18 protein-coding genes are annotated in these 19761 nt (G+C 54.9%); 11 read left to right on the plus strand and 7 right to left on the minus strand.

Annotated features, from left to right (window positions below; all coding sequences use genetic code 11):
• Positions 1 to 184: 184 nt before the first annotated feature.
• Together mrcB and hrpB are read right to left on the minus strand one after the other, a co-directional pair.
• On the minus strand, positions 185 to 2686 hold the full coding sequence (gene mrcB, locus AC0IXH_RS13410; protein ID WP_013200827.1) for a bifunctional glycosyl transferase/transpeptidase: 2502 nt from the start codon (positions 2684 to 2686) through the stop codon (positions 185 to 187).
• A gap of 107 nt (positions 2687 to 2793) precedes the next feature.
• On the minus strand, positions 2794 to 5256 hold the full coding sequence (hrpB, locus tag AC0IXH_RS13415) for an ATP-dependent helicase HrpB (protein ID WP_013200826.1): 2463 nt from the start codon (positions 5254 to 5256) through the stop codon (positions 2794 to 2796).
• A gap of 56 nt (positions 5257 to 5312) precedes the next feature.
• On the opposite strand from hrpB, the gene thpR reads away from it, so the two are divergent.
• From thpR to panD, 9 genes are all read left to right on the plus strand, one after another.
• Positions 5313 to 5852, plus strand: coding sequence for an RNA 2',3'-cyclic phosphodiesterase (gene thpR / locus AC0IXH_RS13420; protein ID WP_471720559.1), 540 nt, complete (start codon positions 5313 to 5315; stop codon positions 5850 to 5852).
• Positions 5849 to 6553 carry a DNA/RNA nuclease SfsA gene (sfsA, locus tag AC0IXH_RS13425; protein ID WP_013200824.1) on the plus strand — a complete coding sequence of 235 codons (705 nt, stop codon included), beginning with the start codon at positions 5849 to 5851 and terminating at the stop codon, positions 6551 to 6553. Before thpR ends, sfsA begins: the two co-directional genes overlap by 4 nt.
• Positions 6554 to 6734: 181 nt before the next feature.
• Positions 6735 to 7190 carry an RNA polymerase-binding protein DksA gene (gene dksA / locus AC0IXH_RS13430; protein WP_013200823.1) on the plus strand — a complete coding sequence of 152 codons (456 nt, stop codon included), beginning with the start codon at positions 6735 to 6737 and terminating at the stop codon, positions 7188 to 7190.
• A 62-nt stretch (positions 7191 to 7252) separates the two neighbouring features.
• Positions 7253 to 8137, plus strand: coding sequence for a tRNA glutamyl-Q(34) synthetase GluQRS (gluQRS, locus tag AC0IXH_RS13435; RefSeq protein WP_471721153.1), 885 nt, complete (start codon positions 7253 to 7255; stop codon positions 8135 to 8137).
• Positions 8138 to 8265: 128 nt separating this feature from the next.
• The gene (gene pcnB / locus AC0IXH_RS13440) at positions 8266 to 9687 is read left to right on the plus strand and encodes a polynucleotide adenylyltransferase PcnB (protein ID WP_206404491.1); all 1422 of its coding nucleotides are present in this window, start codon (positions 8266 to 8268) and stop codon (positions 9685 to 9687) included.
• Positions 9684 to 10163 (plus strand): 2-amino-4-hydroxy-6-hydroxymethyldihydropteridine diphosphokinase, encoded by a 480-nt coding sequence (folK, locus tag AC0IXH_RS13445; RefSeq protein WP_471720560.1) that lies wholly within the window; start codon positions 9684 to 9686, stop codon positions 10161 to 10163. Before pcnB ends, folK begins: the two co-directional genes overlap by 4 nt.
• Before the next feature lie 60 nt (positions 10164 to 10223).
• Entirely contained in the window at positions 10224 to 11018 is a 795-nt protein-coding gene (gene panB, locus AC0IXH_RS13450) for a 3-methyl-2-oxobutanoate hydroxymethyltransferase (protein WP_105760816.1), read from the plus strand.
• Positions 11019 to 11033: 15 nt separating this feature from the next.
• On the plus strand, positions 11034 to 11888 hold the full coding sequence (panC, locus tag AC0IXH_RS13455; protein ID WP_013200818.1) for a pantoate--beta-alanine ligase: 855 nt from the start codon (positions 11034 to 11036) through the stop codon (positions 11886 to 11888).
• 65 nt (positions 11889 to 11953) lie between these two features.
• Positions 11954 to 12334, plus strand: coding sequence for an aspartate 1-decarboxylase (gene panD, locus AC0IXH_RS13460; protein WP_013200817.1), 381 nt, complete (start codon positions 11954 to 11956; stop codon positions 12332 to 12334).
• Between the two features lie 80 nt (positions 12335 to 12414).
• On the opposite strand, the gene AC0IXH_RS13465 is transcribed toward panD, so the two are convergent.
• The 3 genes from AC0IXH_RS13465 to AC0IXH_RS13475 all read right to left on the minus strand — a co-directional run bounded on the left by AC0IXH_RS13465 (position 12415) and on the right by AC0IXH_RS13475 (position 15565).
• On the minus strand, positions 12415 to 13428 hold the full coding sequence (locus tag AC0IXH_RS13465; protein WP_471720561.1) for an acyltransferase family protein: 1014 nt from the start codon (positions 13426 to 13428) through the stop codon (positions 12415 to 12417).
• 443 nt (positions 13429 to 13871) lie between these two features.
• Positions 13872 to 14642: an ABC transporter permease gene (locus AC0IXH_RS13470; RefSeq protein ID WP_053140176.1), complete on the minus strand. Its 771-nt coding sequence runs from the start codon at positions 14640 to 14642 to the stop codon at positions 13872 to 13874.
• The gene (locus tag AC0IXH_RS13475) at positions 14639 to 15565 is read right to left on the minus strand and encodes an ABC transporter ATP-binding protein (protein WP_013200814.1); all 927 of its coding nucleotides are present in this window, start codon (positions 15563 to 15565) and stop codon (positions 14639 to 14641) included. The genes AC0IXH_RS13470 and AC0IXH_RS13475 overlap by 4 nt, the downstream gene beginning before the upstream one ends.
• 107 nt (positions 15566 to 15672) lie before the next feature.
• On the opposite strand from AC0IXH_RS13475, the gene can reads away from it, so the two are divergent.
• Positions 15673 to 16335 carry a carbonate dehydratase gene (gene can, locus AC0IXH_RS13480; protein WP_013200813.1) on the plus strand — a complete coding sequence of 221 codons (663 nt, stop codon included), beginning with the start codon at positions 15673 to 15675 and terminating at the stop codon, positions 16333 to 16335.
• 70 nt (positions 16336 to 16405) lie between these two features.
• Here can and hpt read toward each other — a convergent pair whose 3' ends face one another.
• Entirely contained in the window at positions 16406 to 16942 is a 537-nt protein-coding gene (gene hpt / locus AC0IXH_RS13485) for a hypoxanthine phosphoribosyltransferase (protein ID WP_013200812.1), read from the minus strand.
• Positions 16943 to 17197: 255 nt separating this feature from the next.
• Between hpt and AC0IXH_RS13490 the strand changes: the two genes are divergently transcribed.
• Positions 17198 to 18481: a cystathionine gamma-synthase family protein gene (locus AC0IXH_RS13490; protein WP_013200811.1), complete on the plus strand. Its 1284-nt coding sequence runs from the start codon at positions 17198 to 17200 to the stop codon at positions 18479 to 18481.
• On the opposite strand, the gene AC0IXH_RS13495 is transcribed toward AC0IXH_RS13490, so the two are convergent.
• On the minus strand, positions 18478 to 19446 hold the full coding sequence (locus AC0IXH_RS13495; protein ID WP_471720562.1) for a glycosyltransferase family 8 protein: 969 nt from the start codon (positions 19444 to 19446) through the stop codon (positions 18478 to 18480). The genes AC0IXH_RS13490 and AC0IXH_RS13495 overlap by 4 nt on opposite strands.
• Positions 19447 to 19761 lie beyond the last annotated feature (315 nt).

Consider the following 19761-nt stretch of genomic DNA (forward strand, 5'->3'; position numbering starts at 1 on the left):
GGTTGACAGGCCGTTTGGCTGAGGAATAACCGCATGTTAAGTGTGGGAAATGACGCGTTGAACACGATGTTGCGTCTAAGAGCCGAGTTATGATCTTTTACCGGTGATCATTCAGGCCCCGCGCAATCTGACAGGCATAAAAAAAGCCGGCTCATCATGAGCCGGCTTCTTCAGGTCAGACGGATTACTTGCCGAACATATCCTTAATCCAACCCGCCACACCGTTACTGTCTTTCTGCTCGCTCTGCTGCTGTTGCTGCAACTGTTGTTGCTGCTGAACCTGCTGCTGTTGCTGCTGACACAGCGCACTGGCATCGGTGGTCCAGACTGGCAGCGTTCGCCAGGTGCTGCTGCCGGTGCCACAGACAAAGTTACCGGCTGAATCCACCGTCATCGGCGCAATGTCTTCCGGCGGCGTTGGCGTCAGCGGCATCGGTGCCTGGTTATCCAGATAGCGGCGATAAATCTGCATCGCACCGCTGGCGCCGTAAAGCTTGGTCGGCTGGTTGTTATCACGCCCAACCCAGGTCACCGTCACCTCTTTGCCATCGACACCGGTAAACCAGCTGTCGACCAGATTATTGGTGGTCCCGGTTTTCCCGGCCAGATGAGCCTTCGGATAACGGGCACCCAGCGCACGTGCCGTACCGTGATCCGCAACCTGCTGCATGGCATACAGCGTCAGGTAAGCGGCCTGAGCCGGAACCGCGCGTTCAGCCTGCGGGAAGCTCTGATACAGCACGGTACCGTCTTCAGCGATCACCGAACGCAGCGCGGATAGCGAGGCACGGTTACCGCCGCTGGCGATGGTCTGGAAGGCCTGCGCGACTTCAATAGGCGTCAGGTTCAACGCACCCAGCAGCATTGAAGGCACCGGCTGCAGCTGATCTTTGTTCACGCCCAGTTTGGTCCAGGTATCAATGACCTGTGGCAGCCCAAGCGTCATCCCCAGGTTGACCGTCGGAACGTTCATCGAGTTGGTTAATGCATCCACCAGCATCACCTGACCACTAAAGCGATGGTCATCGTTCTCCGGTTTCCACACCTGGCCATTAGGCTGTTTCAGCGCAATCGGGTTATCGGCAATCCAGGTATTCAGGCGGTACTTATCTGGCTGGCTTAACGCCGTCAGATAGGTGGCCGGTTTTGCCAGGGAGCCGATAGAACGGCGCGCCTGCAGCGCACGGTTATAACCGGCAAACTGCGGATCGGCACCGCCAACCATCGCACGTACTTCGCCACTGAAGCGGTCAACCACCACCATCGCGGTTTCCAGATCCTTCAGCCCACGCTGTTTACGCAGCGCCGGAATGCCGTCTTCCACCGATTTCTCGGCCGCATCCTGTGAGACCGGATCCAGCGTGGTGAAGATTTTCACCCCGGAGAGATCTTTGACTTTATCGCCCAGCTTGGCCTGCAGTTCGTTACGCACCATCTGCATAAAGGCTGGCTGAGGGGTGATCACGCCGCCTTTAGGCTGCACGCCTAACGGACGGGCGCTGAGCATGTCATACAGCTCCTGGTCGATCACTTTCTGCTGCTGCAACAGACGCAGCACCAGGTTGCGGCGCTCGAGGGCCAGTTTCGGGTTACGCCACGGGTTATACAGTGACGCGCCTTTTACCATGCCAACCAGCAATGCCTGCTGATCGAGGCTCAGCTCATCCACCGGACGGCCGAAGTAGTAAAGGCTGGCCAGCGGGAAGCCGCGGATCTGATCGTTGCCGGCCTGGCCGAGGTACACCTCATTCAGATAGAGCTCAAGAATGCGGTCTTTGCTGTAACGCGCATCCATGATCAGCGCCATATAGGCTTCGTTGGCTTTACGCCACAGCGAGCGCTCGTTGGTCAGGAACAGGTTTTTCACCAGCTGCTGCGTCAAGGTACTGCCACCCTGCACGGCTTTACCGGCAGTGATGTTGGCAAGGAACGCACGGCCAATCGAGTACAGGCTGATACCGTCATGCTGATAGAAATGACGGTCTTCTGTTGCCACCAGGGTGTCGACCAACAGGTCCGGGAAGCCGGCACGCGGGACGAACAGACGCTGCTCGCCGTTTGGCGATTGCAGCATGGTGATCAGACGCGGATCGAGGCGGAAGAAGCCGAAATCACGGCCGCTGTCGAGGTTCTTGATCTCGCTTAAGGTGTCGCCGCTAAAGCTTAACTGCGCGCGGATCTGCCCTTCTTTGCTGTCCGGGAAGTCAAACGGACGGCGGATCATCTCAATGCTGTTGGCCTGCACGGTAAACTCGCCAGGACGCGTCATCTTCGTCACTTCACGATACTGCGTGCCTTCCAGCAGGGCGACCATCTCTTTCTTGCTGTAGGACATGCCCGGCTCAAGGTTGACCATACGGCCATACACGGTGGCCGGCAGCTGCCAGACTTTGCCATCAATACGACTGCGAATTTGTGAATCGAGGTAAACCCCGTACACGGCCATCACCACGATAAAGACCAGCAATAGCTTAATCAATAAGCTCAGCCAGCCTCTTTTCTTACCGGGTGGACGCCCTTTTCCTTTACGTGGCACCGGTTCTACCTCCTCGTTTTCATGGTCATCATCCTGAAAATCATCATAATCATCGTGCTCATCATCCCTGCGGCGACCTTTGCCCGCCACCTTGCGCGGGGGTTTGGGCTGTTTTCCCTTGCGCCCAATCGGTTCGCGATCGTCAGACATTCGTTTTTCTTCTCCGGGAACTGCCGTCGGCAAAGCCGACTACTGTGTTCTTACTCAATAAGCTTCGGAACTGGAACCTTCCGAAATGCGTACTCCAGCCGCTTCCTTCAGGAAGGTGCCGAGAATTTTTTGGTGCGCCGCGTCGGCAGCGCGGTTGCCGGGTTATCGGGCCAGGCATGTTTTGGATAGCGTCCTTTCATCTCTTTTTGTACCTCGCGGTACGCACCCTGCCAGAACCCGGCGAGATCGCGGGTAATTTGCAGCGGGCGCTGAGCCGGTGAAAGCAGCTCAAGCACCAGAGGGACTCGCCCACCCGCGACCGCGGGATTTTGCGCTTCGCCAAACATTTCCTGCAGGCGAACGGCCAGCGCCGGGGGCTTCTCTTCATCATATCGGATCGGAAGCCGGCTTCCGGTCGGCACAGTGTAATGAGTTGGCAGGACAGTATCCAGTTGCTGACGCTGTGACCATGTGAGCAATTGTAATAAAGCCCCGACAATATCCAGCTGCTTCAAGCCCCGGCCATCACGCACGCTCCCCATCGCCGGCAACAACCAGTGCTCCAGCGACGCCAGCAGGTCCGCCTCTGTGGCCGCAGGCCAGGCTTCTTCCGCTAACCACTGGCGGGCGCAAACCAGCCTGATCCGCAGCTGTTCCGCCTGCGGGGTCCAGTTCAGTACAGATAACCCTTTGCTGCGGATCCAGCGCAGCATCGCCAGATGCAGTTCGGCCTCGTCGGGTTTAGCCAGCGGTTGCGAGCTAATGACCAGCTCGCCGATCTGCTGCCGTTGCCAGGTCCGCAGCGTACCGCGCTCTTCATCCCATTCCACTTCCGTGCGGCGATCCAGCAACTGTGGGCATTCGCTGGTCAGGCTGTCAATGTCGAACGGCATGGCCTGAAGCATTCTCGCGTCAGGTTGTGAGCTGCCTTGTAAAAGTGCCGGTGCAATCAGCCATTCGTAGCGGGTCAGCGCCGCGTCATTATCCAGCATGGCGCCCATCCCGTTCGCCAGCTGATAGCGTCCTTCTGAACCGCGCCGACGGGCAATGCGGTCGGGAAACGCACCGGCAAGCAGTGGCACGATAAGGTCGCTGTCCGCAGTGCCGCCGGTCACCTGCAACCGCCGCTGCAACTGGGTGGCGCGCTTCAGCCAGTTGGACTGTCGGCGGTGAAAACTGTCGCGAAGGTCGGCGCTTCCCCGCGCAGGCTCTTCCAGAATAGCCACCAGCAGGGCCGCGGTGGCGGCTCGGTCCGCATCGCGGCCGGCATCCACTAACAGCGCAGAATTACGGGGATCGCTGCCCAGATTGGCCATGCTTCTGCCTTTCGCGGTCAGCATACCCGTTTTATCCGTCGCGCCTAACTGCTGTAATAATTTTCGGGCCTGAATCAGATTATTCTCCGGCGGGGTATCCAGCCACTGCAACTGGCTGACGTCATGACAGCCCCACTGCAGCAGGTCCAGCCACAGCGAGGCCAGATCGCTGTGCAGGATCTCCGCTTCGGCATGCGTCGCTGCCCGCTCGGCCTGCTCTTTCGCCGTCAGATGCAGGCAAATTCCGGGCTCCAGTCGTCCGGCGCGTCCGGCACGCTGGGTCATCGACGCCTGGCTGACGCGTTGCGTCTGCAAACGCGTTAATCCGCTGCGAGGATCAAACTGGCCGGTGCGTTCTAACGCACTGTCCACCACCAGGCGGATGCCTTCAATGGTCAGGCTGGTCTCGGCGATATTGGTGGCCAGTACCACTTTGCGCCGCCCTGCTGGCGCCGGCAGGATGGCTTTTCGCTGCTCGCTCAGCGGCAGCGCGCCATATAAGGGACAGAGATCGACATCGTTGCCGATCAGTGAGGCAAGCTGGGTCTGGATGCGCTGGATCTCGCCAACGCCCGGCAGGAAAAGTAACAGCGATCCGGACTCTTCCCGCAGCAGCTGGCTGACCTGCTTTGCCACCGCGTCATCAAAACGCAGGTGGGTGGCCAGCGAGGTATAGCGCCGGTCGACGGGAAAAGAACGGCCTTCAGAGGCGATCATCGGCGCGTCAGGCAGCAACTGCTGCAGCCGCTGATTATCCAGCGTGGCGGACATCAGCAGGATTTTGAGGTCATCACGCAGGCCTTGCTGCACGTCCAGCAGCAGCGCCAGGGCAAGATCTGCCTGCAGACTGCGCTCATGGAATTCATCGAGGATCACCAGCGAAACACCGTCCAGCATCGGGTCCTGCTGCAACATGCGCGTGAGGATCCCTTCGGTCACCACTTCTATCCGCGTAGTGGGCCCGACACGGCTTTCAGAGCGCATGCGGTAGCCAACGGTGTCGCCGGGCTGCTGCCCGAGCAATTCGGCCAGTCGTTGTGCAACATTCCGCGCCGCCAGCCGACGGGGTTCCAGCAGCAAAATACGTCCGCTAAAATCCGCCTGCTGCAGGATTTGCAGCGGCAGCCAGGTGGATTTGCCTGCGCCGGTAGGTGCCGCCAGCAGCACTTGCGAAGAGGTCCGCAGCGCCGAAAGCAGTTCGGGTAATACTGCACTCACCGGTAATGAACTCACGTTTTTGCTCCATAACGTCATGGTCATAAATAGCCGGGCATTGTAGCATCCCTGTTTCTGGAAAACCGGAGAGCCCCATGAGTGAGCAAAAAAGGCTGTTTTTCGGCATCGCATTGCCGGATGAAATCAGTCAGAGCGTCATTCAGTGGCGTGCTGACACCTTCCCCGCCGGGGCCGGTCGTCCGGTCGCCGCGGCGAATTTACATCTGACGCTGGCGTTCCTCGGTGAAATCAGTGATGAAAAGGCCGGTGCGTTAACGCAGCTGGCGGGCCGCATCCAACAGCGTCAGTTTACGCTGACGCTGGATGATGCCGGGCACTGGCCGCGCTCCGGCGTGGTCTGGCTGGGGCCAAAACAGTCGCCGCGTGGATTGCTGCAACTGGCGGAACTGTTGCGATCGCAGGCAGCCAGAAGTGGGTGTTATCAAAGCCCGATGCCCTTTCATCCACATGTCACATTACTGCGCAACGCTACGCAGCCCGTCTCGTTGCCGCCACGCAATTTTAGCTGGCCGTTTCGCGTCGAGCGCTTCGCGCTGTTTCAGTCCGTTTACGCCGGTGGCCGAACCCGCTATCAGCAGCTCGCAGAATGGGCATTAACACAGGAAGTGATATGAGATTTAGCCCTGCGCTACAGTCGGCAACGCTGATAAAGCGTTACAAACGTTTTCTGGCCGATGTTGTCACACCCGACGGCGAAACGCTGACAATACACTGTGCCAACACCGGTGCGATGACCGGTTGCGCCACACCAGGCGACACCGTGTGGTACTCCACGTCCGACAGTTTGACGCGGAAATACCCTCACAGCTGGGAACTGACCGAGACACAGCAAGGCGACTGGATATGTGTGAACACGCTGAGAGCCAACAGCTTAGTAAAAGAAGCGTTCGCGCTCGGCGCGATTCCAGAATTTTCCAGTTACACCGACATCCGCGCTGAGGTGAAATACGGCGCAGAAAAGAGCCGCATCGACTTTCTGTTACAGGCGGAGGATCGGGTAAACTGCTATATTGAAGTCAAATCCGTGACGCTACTCCAGCAAGGTAAAGGGTATTTTCCGGATGCGGTTACCGAACGCGGCCAAAAGCACCTTCGCGAACTGGCGAAGATTTCTGAAAATGGTCAGCGTGCGGTTCTGTTTTTTGCCGTTTTGCACTCGGGGATTGAGGACGTTTCCCCGGCGCGTCATATTGATGCGCGCTACGCAGAACTACTGGCACAGGCTCAGCAGAGCGGGGTTGAAGTGCTTTGTTATAAAGCGCAGTTATCATCCGATGGCATGTCATTGAAAAAGCCACTGGCTGTGGAGTTGTAAAGTAAGGCGCAATTTGCTGTTATAGGAAAGCTCTTAGCTGGCGCCCAAATACGCTTTTCCTCACAGGCTTGTCAAGGCATGTTGAGGAATAATTGCCAACCTTGATCGCTTCTGCTATTTATAGCGACCTGTTTTTATCCCCATTGGGGATCGATAGTGCGTGTTATCCAGGAGAAACAACATGCAAGAAGGGCAAACCCGTAAAACCTCGTCCCTGAGTATTCTCGCCATCGCTGGGGTGGAGCCATACCAAGAGAAGCCGGGCGAAGAGTACATGAACAAAGCCCAGCTGGTGCATTTCAAGAAGATCCTTGAAGCCTGGCGCAACCAGCTCCGGGATGAAGTTGATCGCACGGTAACTCATATGCAAGATGAAGCCGCCAACTTCCCCGATCCGGTTGACCGCGCTGCACAGGAAGAGGAATTTAGCCTTGAACTGCGTAACCGCGACCGTGAGCGCAAGCTGATCAAGAAGATTGAGAAGACGTTGAAGAAAGTCGAAGACGACGATTTTGGCTACTGCGATTCCTGTGGCGTTGAAATCGGTATCCGTCGCCTTGAAGCACGTCCTACTGCCGATCTTTGCATCGACTGTAAAACGCTGGCGGAAATCCGCGAAAAACAAATGGCCGGTTAATGGCTAATGGATTGTGCAGTGAGGCTGGTACGTTACCCGCTTCACTGCCTGTCTCTACTACCATGCTCACTTCCTGCATCGGGCGTTTTGCCCCCTCTCCCTCTGGTGAATTGCATTTTGGCTCCCTGATTGCTGCGGTTGGCAGCTACCTGCAGGCCCGCGCTCAGCACGGCCAGTGGCGGGTGCGCATTGAAGATATCGATCCGCCCCGTGAAGTCCCCGGCGCGGCAAACAGGATCCTGCAACAGCTGGAACAGCACGGTCTTGGGTGGGATGGCGACGTGCTCTGGCAGTCAGCGCGTCATCAGGCCTACCGCGACGCGCTGGCCTGGCTGGAAGAACATCAGCGCAGTTACTACTGCACCTGTACGCGAAGCCGCATTCAACAACTTGGCGGCCTGTACGATCGGCACTGCCGCGATTTGCATCTGGGTGCGGAAAACGCCGCGATCCGTTTGCGAGTAGACCATCCTGTTAGTCAGTTTCAGGACGCGCTGCGCGGTGAAATAGTGGCGAATGCCGGCATGGCAGGCGAGGATTTTATTATTCATCGCCGTGACGGCCTGTTTGCTTATAACCTGGCGGTGGTGGTCGACGATCATTTCCAGGGCATTACTCACGTGGTCCGTGGAGCCGATTTGATTGACCCGACGGTCAGACAGATTGCCCTGTATCAGCAGTTTGGCTGGCAGGTGCCTGACTATCTGCACCTGCCGCTGGCCATCGGTGCGGATGGCAATAAGTTGTCGAAACAGAATTACGCCACGCCGCTGCCCACGGGTGATGCGCGCCCGGCGGTGGTCCAGGCATTACGTTTTCTGGGCCAGCCGGTCAGTGAAGGCTGGCAGGATCTGCCTCTGTCAGCGACGTTGCAGCAGGCAATTGTTCACTGGAATGTGGCTAAGATCCCCTCAGAAAACGCTGTTTATAATCGTGCGCAGACCTGACAAAAACCCGGTTACTATCGGGAAGATGTCCGGGATGTCAGATGAGCATTCTCAAATGCGCTTCTCTGAGCTATGATTAGCCGCTGTTTTTTATCGCCCAGATTTTAATGTCACTATCGAGGTGTCCCATTTTTACCCGAGTTGCTAATTTTTGCCGAAAAGTTTTGAGTCGCGAAGACGAAGCGCCAGCTGCTGAGGTCGGTGTAGTGCATCAGATGACCGTGATCCCTCGCGATCGTCATACTATTTCGCGCAAAGACATCAGTGAAAATGCCCTCAAGGTCTTGTATCGCCTGAATAAAGCAGGGTACGAAGCCTATCTGGTCGGTGGCGGCGTCCGCGACTTATTGCTGGGTAAAAAACCGAAAGATTTCGATGTCACCACCAACGCCACGCCGGATCAGATGCGTAAACTGTTCCGCAACTGCCGTCTGGTTGGCCGTCGTTTCCGCCTGGCCCACGTGATGTTTGGCCCGGAAATTATCGAAGTGGCGACCTTCCGTGGTCATCACGAAGCCGAGCAGGTCGCTGAAGATCGCAACACCTCTCAGCGCGGCCAGAACGGCATGCTGCTGCGCGACAACATTTTCGGCACTATCGAAGACGATGCTCAGCGCCGTGACTTAACCATCAACAGCCTTTATTACAGCGTCTCTGACTTCTCAGTCCGTGACTATGTTGGTGGCCTGAACGACCTGCAGCAGGGCATTGTCCGTCTGATTGGCGATCCTGAAACCCGCTACCGTGAAGATCCGGTGCGGATGCTGCGCGTGGTGCGTTTCGCCGCCAAGCTTGATATGTCGGTTGCCGCTGAAACCGCCGAGCCGATCCCCCGTCTGGCGACGCTGCTGCATGACATTCCGCCGGCCCGTCTGTTTGAAGAAACCCTCAAGCTGCTGCAGGCGGGTTACGGCTACAGCACCTATCTGCAACTGCGTGAATACCAGCTGTTCCAGCCACTGTTCCCGACCATTACCCGTTACTTTACGGAAAAGGGCGACAGCAATATGGAGCGGATGATTGTGCAGGTGCTGAAAAACACCGATCACCGTATTCACAATCAGATGCGCGTTAACCCGGCATTCCTGTTCTCCGCCATGTTCTGGTATCCGCAATTAGAAGCGGCCCAGAAGATTGCTCAGGAAAGCGGCCTGGCCTACTACGATGCCTTCGCGCTGGCGATGAATGACGTGCTGGATGAAGCCTGCCGTTCGCTGGCAATTCCAAAGCGCATCACCACGCTGGTTCGTGATATCTGGCAGCTGCAGCTGCGTCTGTCCCGTCGTCACGGCAAACGCGCCTGGAAGCTGATGGAGCATCCTAAGTTCCGTGCCGCCTATGACCTGCTGGCGCTGCGTGCTGAAGTGGAAAACAATCAGGAACTGCTGAAGCTGACCGCCTGGTGGAACGATTTCCAGGTTTCCGCGCCGCCGCAGCAGAAAACCATGCTGAATACCCTGGGTGACGATCCGGTGCCACGTCGCCGCACCCGTCGTCCGCGCAAGCGCGTGCCTGGCCCGCGTCGTGACGGTAACAACAGCAACGCATGATGCGCGTCTACTTAGCGCTGGGCAGTAATCTTGCCGATCCAATGCATCAGGTGCAGGCTGCACTTGATGCATTGGCTGCTATCCCCCACACCACGCTGGTTGTCACCTCCGCTTTCTACCGCACGCCACCTTATGGTCCACCCGACCAGCCTGACTACCTTAATGCCGCCGTTTTGCTGAACACTTCACTGTCGCCGGAAGCCTTGCTCGATCACACCCAGCGTATTGAGCTGGAACAGGGACGCGTGCGCAAAGATGAACGCTGGGGACCGCGCACGCTGGACCTGGACATCATGCTGTTTGGCGACCTGACGCTGAATACCCCCCGTCTGACCGTGCCGCATTACGATATTGCCAATCGCGCCTTTATGCTGGTTCCCCTGCTTGAGATCGCCCCCAATCTGACCTTCCCGGATGGAACCGCCGCCGAACGCATGCTGGCTAAACTGGATGCGAGCGCCATTCAGCGCTGGTAGTGCAAACCCCCTTCCCTTCCATTAAGATACGCCCACCAGAACACGCTTACAGAGGTTGCGATGAAACCGACCACGGTCTCTACCCTTCGCCAGTGGAAAAAGAGCGGACGCAAGTTTGCCTCCATTACTGCCTATGATTTCAGCTTTGCCCGACTGTTCGCCGATGAAGGCCTGCAGGTCATGTTGGTGGGCGATTCGCTGGGCATGGTGGTTCAGGGACATGATTCAACGCTGCCGGTGACCCTTGCCGACATCGTTTACCATACTCAGGCCGTGCGCCGCGGTGCGCCTGCTGCGTTGCTGCTCTCCGACCTGCCGTTTATGACCTATGCCACGCCTGAGCAAACCTTTGACAGCGCCGCACAGCTGATGCGCGCCGGGGCCAACATGGTCAAGCTGGAAGGCGGAAAATGGCTGGCAGAGACGGTCAGGCAGTTAACCGAACGTGCCGTGCCGGTTTGCGGACATCTCGGCCTTACGCCACAGTCAGTGAATATCTTTGGTGGCTATAAGGTTCAGGGACGCGAAAGCGAGGCGGCCGATGCCCTGCTGGCCGATGCGCTGGCGCTGGAAGCAGCCGGTGCGCAGCTGCTGGTGCTGGAGTGTGTGCCGGTGGCGCTGGCGCAGCGCATCACCGACGCGCTGAGCATCCCGGTGATCGGCATTGGTGCCGGCAACGTCACCGATGGTCAAATCCTGGTGATGCATGACGCCTTTGGCATTACTGGTGGCCACATTCCCAAGTTTGCTAAAAATTTCCTCGCGGAAACCGGCGATATCCGCGCCGCCATCAGGCAGTATGTTGCGGACGTCGAAACGGGTACTTACCCTGCCGAAGAACACAGCTTTCACTAACACAGGAGACGATCTGTGCTGATTATTGAAACCTTGCCGATGCTGCGCCGTGAAATCCGGCGCTGGCGGCAGGACGGTAAGCGCATCGCGCTGGTGCCGACCATGGGCAACCTGCATGACGGTCATATGACGCTGGTCGATGAAGCGCGCGAGCAGGCAGACATTGTGGTTGTCTCGATCTTTGTTAACCCGATGCAGTTTGAACGTCCGGACGATTTGGCCCGCTATCCGCGCACCTTGCAGGAAGACTGCGAGAAGCTGAACCGCCGCAAAGTCGATTTGGTCTTCTCCCCGGCACCGGGCGAAGTCTATCCAAAGGGACTGAGCGATCAGACCTTTGTCGATGTACCAGGCCTTTCAACGCTGCTGGAAGGCGCCAGCCGTCCCGGCCATTTCCGTGGCGTGTCGACCATTGTCAGTAAGCTTTTCAACCTGGTGCAGCCCGATATGGCGCTGTTCGGCGAGAAGGATTACCAGCAGCTGGCGTTAATCCGCAAGATGGTGGCGGATATGGGCTACGACATCGATATCATCGGTGTGCCGACGGTCAGAGCCAAAGATGGTCTGGCGCTCAGTTCACGGAACGGCTATCTGACCGCGGATGAGCGTAAAATCGCCCCGGTGGTCAGCAAAGTGATGAACAGCATGGCCGAGCGGCTGTCCAACGGTGAGCGGCATATCGAAGAGATCATTGCCGCCGCGGAAGAGGCGCTGGCAGAAAAAGGCTTACGGGCTGATGGACTGGCGATTTGCGATGCCGATACGCTGCTGCCGCTGAATGTCGACAGCCAGCGCGCGGTGATCCTGATGGCCGCCTGGTTAGGTAAAGCGCGTCTGATTGACAATCAACAGGTCGATCTGACGCAGTAACAGTCACTGGCGCTCAGGGGTTCCTGGCGTTCGTTTTTGTGATTTCCGAGAAAGGTAACAAGGTTATGAACCGTACTATGCTGCAGGGCAAGCTTCACCGGGTGACCGTCACTCAGGCGGATCTGAATTATGAAGGCTCCTGTGCCATCGATCAGGATTTCCTCGACGCTTCCGGCATTCTGCAATACGAAGCGATCGACATTTACAACGTGACTAACGGCCAGCGTTTCTCGACCTATGCCATTGCGGCTGAGCGCGGCTCAAAGATTATCTCTGTTAACGGTGCCGCAGCGCGTTGTGCCTGTGAAGGGGATATTTTGATTATCTGCTCTTATGTGGATATGCCGGATGCAGAGGCACGCGAATGGCAGCCGAAAGTGGCCTATTTTGAAGGCGCAAACGTCATGAAGCGTCTGGCGAAAGCGGTTCCGGTTCAGGTTGCCTGATCCCCTACCCCGTCCGAACGTGCAAAGGGCCGACCGCGGTCGGCCCTTTTTTATTGCCTGCTAATCTGAATAGCTTGGTCTTAATGCACCAGCGTGGCGGTGACCTTGGGCTTTTTCTTCAGGGTGAACAAGAAGTTCAGCATCCCGTGCTTGCGTATCCAGCAGATAGCCAGCGGCAGCAGCAGTGCGGAGAGGAAAGCCGCGATAAATTTCAGATCGCTGATCAGGATATTGCTGCTGTTGATTTTCACCGCTTTGGCAAACACCTGCACGGCCAGATAGTGCGACAGGTAAAAGACTATCGAGTTAACGCCAACAAAATGCACCAGCTTCACGTTGGTGTGCAGCGCCAGGAAGATAAAGATCGGGATCGAGCACAGGGCCAGTGGCGCCAGCAGCTGCCAGGAAATGCCTTCCTCAATCAACAGATTCATCGAAGAGAGCGCGATAAAACATAACAGTGAAGGTAATAAAATGGATTTTTTGCTGATGACGGTGGGAATATCGACCTGCTTACGTACCAGCATATCCCCGAGGAAAAAGAACGGGAACAGGTAAAACATTCGATTAACGTGGCTGTTATCAAAGCCAGAAAATACGCTGTCTGTGGGGATTTCTGGCAGGATATAACTGATAAACAGCGACACCGGAATGACAATATAAAATGGAACGCGCCGCACTAAGGGAATGATCATGAAGAAAATGAATAACGAATGCAGAAACCAGGTAATATCGCCGCCGCCGGTCAAATGCGAAAGCAGGATATTCATGGGCGACTGTGGTTTATTGGAGACCGAGTTAAACAGGAGTTTCAGCCCGCCATAAATCGCCACCCAGACGATAAACGGGTAAAGAATGCTTTTGACCTTATTTTTCGCAAAGCTATCAAAGCCTTTCTTCAATCCACTGTCCACAAACAGCCCTGAGACAAAAAACATCAGGCCCAGTCTGACGGGCTCCAGCAGATGGTTAACGGTGTTCGTTACGATGGTAAGGTGCCCGGCATCGCCATTTACGGCGATAGTGCTATGTAGAAAAATAACGGCAAGCACACTCATCCCACGCAGGTTATCAACCCATGTTAGTCTGTTCATATTTATCCCGTGCCAATAGTTATTATTGTAATAGCAATAACAAGCCTGCCTGATGGCGAATCATATTTTGGCCATAAGAAACGTCAGGCGTTGATTGTGAAACGCTAGTATACATAAACTGACATTTGAGAAAACAGCCTGAAACAGATCTAAGGGTAAAATGAGAATATGCTTAAAGTACCGTAACGGTATTTATAAAGTTATTGCCTGTATTTATTACTGGAGGAAGGAGGTTGCTTTATTAGCGCAATAATCATTAATGGTTCTTCATAATGACTTGAATAAATAATGGACTTAGATTAATTAAAATTATGTGATAACGCGGAGGTGAATCCGATCGACAGGCAGCGGGAGAAAGAGAAGATTATCAATAAAGACAATGGGTAGTCACAAGGGGGAAGAATTCAGGATCTCTCCCCGACGGGAAGAGATCCTGAAATACATCAGGTGCGCAGGCCTCTGCCACGTTGGATCAGTACCCAAACCAGCAAATAGAACACCGCAATAAAGGCAAGCAGCACCGCTAAAGTGAACACCACCGGCACGTCAGAAATGCCCAGGAAACCAAAACGGAAGCCGCTGATCATGTAAACAATCGGGTTCAATTTGGAAATCATCTGCCAAACCGGTGGTAGTAAAGTTAGCGAATAAAACACGCCGCCCAGGTAGGTCAGCGGGGTCAGCACGAAGGTAGGGATCAGGCTGATATCGTCAAACGTCCGGGCAAACACCGCATTCAGCAGACCTGCCAGCGAGAACAGGATCGCGGTCAGCAGCAGCGTCACCGCCACCATCAGCCACGAGTGAACCTGGAACGGCACGAAGAACAGCGAAATAGCCGTGACCAGCACGCCCACGCAGATACCGCGTGCAACGCCGCCGCCAACATAGCCGGCGATGATGACGTGAGTCGGCACCGGTGCCACCAGCAGCTCTTCAATATTGCGCTGGAATTTGGCACTAAAGAACGACGACGCCACGTTGGCATAGGCGTTGGTGATTACCGCCATCATGATCAGGCCCGGCACAATAAACTGCATATAGCTGAAGCCGTGCATCTCACCGATACGGGAACCGATTAAGTTACCGAAGATGATGAAATACAGCGTCATGGTGATCACTGGCGGCACCAGCGTCTGGATCCAGATACGGGCAAAGCGGTTAACTTCTTTGCCCCAGATGCTCTTCAGAGCGACCCAATAAAGGTGTGTCATGATTTCTCTCCTTTGCGACCGTTGACCAGGTCGACAAACAGCTCCTCAAGACGGTTAGCCTTGTTGCGCATACTTAATACCTGCACGCCCTGATGGCTGAGCTGGCTGAACACGCTGTTCAAGCCCTGCTCGCGAAGCACTTCCACTTCCAGCGTCGAGGTGTCCGTCAGGCGATACTGGAAACCTTCCAGTTGTGGCAACGGACTTTTCGCCGCCAAATCGAGGATGAAGGTTTCGGATTTCAGCTTCGACAACAGCCCTTTCATCGAGGTGTTTTCCACCAGCTCACCGCGCTGAATGATGCCGATATTGCGGCACAGCATTTCAGCTTCTTCCAGATAGTGGGTGGTGAGGATGATGGTGGTGCCTTTGGCATTCAAATCCTGCAGGAAGGTCCACATCGAACGACGCAGCTCAATGTCGACACCGGCGGTCGGTTCATCAAGGATCAGCAGTTTTGGCTCGTGCATCAGGGCACGGGCAATCATCAGACGACGCTTCATGCCGCCGGAGAGCATGCGCGCACGCTCGTTGCGCTTCTCCCACAGATCGAGCTGCTTCAGGTATTTTTCAGCACGCTTCAGCGCTTCCGGCTTTTCCACGCCGTACAGACCAGCCTGGCTGACCACGATTTGCATCACGGTCTCAAACTGGTTGAAGTTGAACTCCTGTGGCACCAGGCCCAGCTGGCGTTTGGCATTGACCACATCCTGCTGCAGGTCATAACCAAAGACGCGCACCTTACCGGCCGTTTTGTTAACCAGCGAGCTGATAATGCCAATCGTGGTGGACTTGCCGGCTCCGTTCGGACCCAGCAGCGCATAGAAGTCACCGGCTTCTACATTGAGATCAATTCCCTTGAGGGCCTGAACGCCGCCTGCATAGGTTTTGGTCAGTTTTTCAAGTTCCAGTGCATAAGTCATAGGTAAAAGAGTGCCCTGTTTTGTGTGGTTTTCTTGTTTGCCGTTTTAAATCACGCCGCGTTGGCCTATATTATTGCAACGCATTTCGAGTATTGGTCGACACTAACATGAAAGATATTGATACCCTTATCAGCAACAACCGCGAGTGGTCCAAGCTGCTCAAAGAGGAAGACCCAGGCTTCTTCGAGCGTCTCTCACTGGCGCAGAAGCCGCGTTTTCTGTGGATTGGCTGCTCTGACAGCCGCGTTCCCGCCGAGCGCCTGACCGGCCTGGAGCCGGGCGAACTGTTTGTTCATCGCAACGTGGCCAACCTGGTCATTCACACGGACCTGAACTGTCTGTCCGTGGTGCAGTACGCCGTTGAAGTGTTAGAAGTGGAACACATCATCATCTGCGGTCACTATGGCTGCGGCGGTGTCCAGGCGGCGGTTGAGAATCCAGAACTGGGTCTGATCAACAACTGGCTGCTGCATATCCGTGATTTGTGGTACAAGCATAGCGCGATACTGGGTGAACTGCCGCCGGAAAAACGCTTTGACAAACTGTGTGAAATCAACGTGATTGAGCAGGTGTATAACCTGGGTCATTCCACCGTGATGCAGTCTGCGTGGAAACGCGGTCAGAATGTGACTATCCACGGTTGGGTTTACGGTATTCAGGACGGCTATCTGCGCGATCTGGAAGTGGCTGCCACAAACCGTGAAATCCTTGAGCAACGTTACCGCCATGGTATCGCCAACTTGCTGAACGACGTGCAAAGCCCGGATTAACGGGTTCGCATCTTATATCAGGCCGGAAAAACCGGCCTTAGTCGTTTGTGCTGTAACCCTGCCTGCGTAATTACTCTTCCAGCATCACCACTTTGCCGACGTACGGCAGATGACGATAACGTTGGGCATAATCAATGCCGTATCCCACCACGAACTCGTCAGGAATGGTGAAGCCGACGTATTCAACCGGCACCTCCACTTCACGGCGATCGGGCTTATCCAGCAGCGTACAAATGGCCAGAGATTTTGGCTGACGCAGGCTGAGGATCTCACGCACTTTGCTCAGCGTATTGCCGGAATCGATGATGTCTTCAACGATCAGCACGTCCTTGCCGCGAATATCTTCATCCAGATCTTTCAGGATGCGCACGTCGCGGGTGCTGGACATGCCGCTGCCGTAGCTGGATGCCGTCATAAAATCGACTTCATGGGACACCTCAATTTTACGGCACAGATCGGCCATAAACATAAAGGAGCCGCGCAACAGGCCCACCAGCACCATGTCGCTGCCACTGTCTTTATACTGCTCGGTAATCTGCTGGCCGAGCTCGGCAATGCGTTTCGCGATCTCGTCTTCGGGGATCATCACTTCTACGGTATGTTTCATAACTTTTGTCGTTCTTGATGGCTTAAGGGAAGCAGCGAAGTCTATCACAGATCCGCCGTCGTTTTCCCGTTGTTGCGCAAACCGCGCAGCGGAATTCGCCGCAGACGTATAGACTTCTATCTGTCGGGAAAGCCATATTTAATCATGCAAAAGGTTTTAACCATAGAACGATAATTCATTTATCAGCGCGATTGGGCCCATGATAACGTATGCTCACTTTAACCCCCTCAGCATGCCTCAGCGGCAGGAGTTTGCATGGCCTCTCCCCATTCTAAGAAGACCCATATTGGCAGTCGTGAGCTTCAGCCCGAAACCCAAATGCTTAATTATGGCTACGATCCGGCGCTGTCTGAAGGCGCGGTCAAACCGCCGGTGTTTCTTACCTCAACCTTCGTCTTTAATACCGCAGAAGAAGGCCGGGATTTCTTTGATTACGTCTCGGGACGCAAAGAGCCACCGGCGGGCGGCGCCAATGGTCTGGTCTATTCACGTTTTAATCACCCTAACAGTGAGATTGTTGAAGACCGGCTGGCAATATATGAACGCACCGAGAGCGCTGCACTCTTTTCCTCCGGCATGTCCGCCATCTCCACCACGCTGCTGGCATTGGTCGAACCTGGCGATGCGATCCTCCATTCTCAGCCGCTGTACGGCGGCACCGAGACGCTGTTAAGCAAAACCTTCAGCAAGCTGAAAGTGGCGGCGGTAGGGTTTTCTGATGGGTTAGATGAGGCGATCGTACAGGCCGCCGCTGAAGACGCGATGAAGCTGGGCCGCGTGTCGGTGATCCTGATTGAATCACCGGCCAACCCGACCAACAGTCTGGTGGATATCGCCCTGATTAAACGGGTGGCCGACGCCATTGAGCAGCAGCAGCAGCATCGCCCAATCATTGCCTGCGATAACACCCTGCTCGGCCCGGTTTTCCAGCGCCCTATTGAGCACGGCGCGGATCTGTCGCTCTATTCGCTGACCAAGTATGTTGGCGGCCATTCAGATTTGATTGCCGGTGCGGTGATGGGCAGCAAAGCGCTGGTCAGGCAGATTAAAGCGCTACGAAGCGCGATTGGCACCCAGCTTGATCCGCATTCCAGCTGGATGATTGGCCGTTCGCTGGAAACGCTGGCGTTACGAATGGAGCGGGCCAATGACAATGCCGTCGCCGTTGCGGGCTTCCTGCGCGGGCACGAGAAAATCGCCAAGCTGCATTCACTGTCGTTCCTTGAGCCGGATTCACCGGCGGGCAAGACATTCAGCAAGCAATGCAGCGGCGCAGGCTCGACCTTCTCCTTTGATGTGGTTGGCGGACAGCCCGCCGCGTTTAAGCTGCTGAATACGCTGCAGCTGTTTAAACTGGCGGTCAGCCTGGGCGGTACAGAATCACTGGCCAGCCATCCGGCCAGCACCACCCACTCCGGCGTCCCTGCTGATGTCCGGGCAAGAATTGGCATCAGCGAGGCAACCGTGCGGGTCTCAATCGGCATCGAAAACAAAGATGACCTGATTGAGGATCTCAAGATCGCGCTGTCAGCCCTTTAACCTGCGGCCTTGCTGCGCAATTTTTTGGCGGTGAATTGAAACGTCGAGACGGTCAGCCAATACGCTGCCTGAATCAGACGTTTCTTCATCAGCAGCTTTTTCGCGTAGTGATAGGATTCAAAGGCTTTTTTCGGCAACTCCAGCGGGACGTCTTTCCACGGTGAGCGGTTATACATATCAATGTATTTTTTATTATAACCCGACTCATCGATGGAAACGCTCCAGGGTTTAGTCTGCCCGGCATAATGAATAAACACCGGCGCTTTATTGGTGCTTTTATTTTTAGGAATAAAGTTAAATTCTGGCTCTATAAAATACACTTCATTATCCAGGATGATATTCAGGCAATCCTGATCCGGGAAAGTGTATTTTTTATCTTTGATTTTAACGAAGAATTCCGTCGTCACATCATGATCAACCCAGGCCTGCGTGTTAATTAACATCACGCCAGAATTGAAGTATTTTTTCTCTTTGCTTAACCCCAGATAGGTCAAATAGTCGCTGTTCATTCCCTTATCCTGCACGGCAGCGATGGTGTAGTCCGCCATGTCGATGGCTAATAACGGAGCAATGTTGCCATCACAGACGATATCGCAGTCGAGGTACAGCAGTTGGCTCACCTGCTCATGCAGGATGTTGGAGGCCACTATGCGGTAGTAGATTGATTTGGGATAGAAATCATACACCTGCAGTCCATCGAATACCGCATTATTCAGCAGATACACCACCACGCTGACATTGGGATAACGGGTAAAGAACGACGCCGGGAAAAGGTCGTTATACTCATCGGTGAACAGGTGGAAGGTAATATTCAGTGCCGGATTTTTATCAATGATTGAAAAAATACAAACGCCACAATACGTCAGATAGCGTTTATCCGTGGTAAACAGAATATGAATATCGGCATTAAGATTGCCATCTGCCGTATAAGTTACTTTTTCTTTCACCAGGTCATGCGCATTCATCAGAGTGTCAGCTTTGTGTAAGGGGAAGTTATTTCAACTTATTGCCGCAATGAATATCAGTCAAGAAAGCATTAACGTTCCAACACTGCTACGGGCAGGCATATTTTCGCTTAATATCACCAAGACCAGCCAATAACAGAGTTCAGCCGGGCTGGGATTTTAATTTCAGAAAACAGCTAAGGCAGGAAAAAACAGATCTTACAGCAGGTTAAAATAAGAACTAATACCATGTAATATTCAGGTCGACTCGGTTAAATCTCATTAAATAAATGCTGGTCTTATTTTCCAATCGCAAATAACTTAAGCCAAATTCAG

This window comes from Erwinia sp. AC075 (genome assembly GCF_979253995.1).

Excerpts from the sequence above, each read along its gene's own strand:
- mrcB (WP_013200827.1), bottom strand. The coding sequence starts at position 2,686 with ATGTCTGACGATCGCGAACCGATTGGGCGCAAGGGAAAACAGCCCAAA.
- hrpB (WP_013200826.1), bottom strand. The coding sequence starts at position 5,256 with ATGACGTTATGGAGCAAAAACGTGAGTTCATTACCGGTGAGTGCAGTA.
- thpR (WP_471720559.1), top strand. The coding sequence starts at position 5,313 with ATGAGTGAGCAAAAAAGGCTGTTTTTCGGCATCGCATTGCCGGATGAA.
- sfsA (WP_013200824.1), top strand. The coding sequence starts at position 5,849 with ATGAGATTTAGCCCTGCGCTACAGTCGGCAACGCTGATAAAGCGTTAC.
- dksA (WP_013200823.1), top strand. The coding sequence starts at position 6,735 with ATGCAAGAAGGGCAAACCCGTAAAACCTCGTCCCTGAGTATTCTCGCC.
- gluQRS (WP_471721153.1), top strand. The coding sequence starts at position 7,253 with ATGCTCACTTCCTGCATCGGGCGTTTTGCCCCCTCTCCCTCTGGTGAA.
- folK (WP_471720560.1), top strand. The coding sequence starts at position 9,684 with ATGATGCGCGTCTACTTAGCGCTGGGCAGTAATCTTGCCGATCCAATG.
- panB (WP_105760816.1), top strand. The coding sequence starts at position 10,224 with ATGAAACCGACCACGGTCTCTACCCTTCGCCAGTGGAAAAAGAGCGGA.
- panD (WP_013200817.1), top strand. The coding sequence starts at position 11,954 with ATGAACCGTACTATGCTGCAGGGCAAGCTTCACCGGGTGACCGTCACT.
- AC0IXH_RS13465 (WP_471720561.1), bottom strand. The coding sequence starts at position 13,428 with ATGAACAGACTAACATGGGTTGATAACCTGCGTGGGATGAGTGTGCTT.
- AC0IXH_RS13470 (WP_053140176.1), bottom strand. The coding sequence starts at position 14,642 with ATGACACACCTTTATTGGGTCGCTCTGAAGAGCATCTGGGGCAAAGAA.
- AC0IXH_RS13475 (WP_013200814.1), bottom strand. The coding sequence starts at position 15,565 with ATGACTTATGCACTGGAACTTGAAAAACTGACCAAAACCTATGCAGGC.
- can (WP_013200813.1), top strand. The coding sequence starts at position 15,673 with ATGAAAGATATTGATACCCTTATCAGCAACAACCGCGAGTGGTCCAAG.
- hpt (WP_013200812.1), bottom strand. The coding sequence starts at position 16,942 with ATGAAACATACCGTAGAAGTGATGATCCCCGAAGACGAGATCGCGAAA.
- AC0IXH_RS13490 (WP_013200811.1), top strand. The coding sequence starts at position 17,198 with ATGGCCTCTCCCCATTCTAAGAAGACCCATATTGGCAGTCGTGAGCTT.
- AC0IXH_RS13495 (WP_471720562.1), bottom strand. The coding sequence starts at position 19,446 with ATGAATGCGCATGACCTGGTGAAAGAAAAAGTAACTTATACGGCAGAT.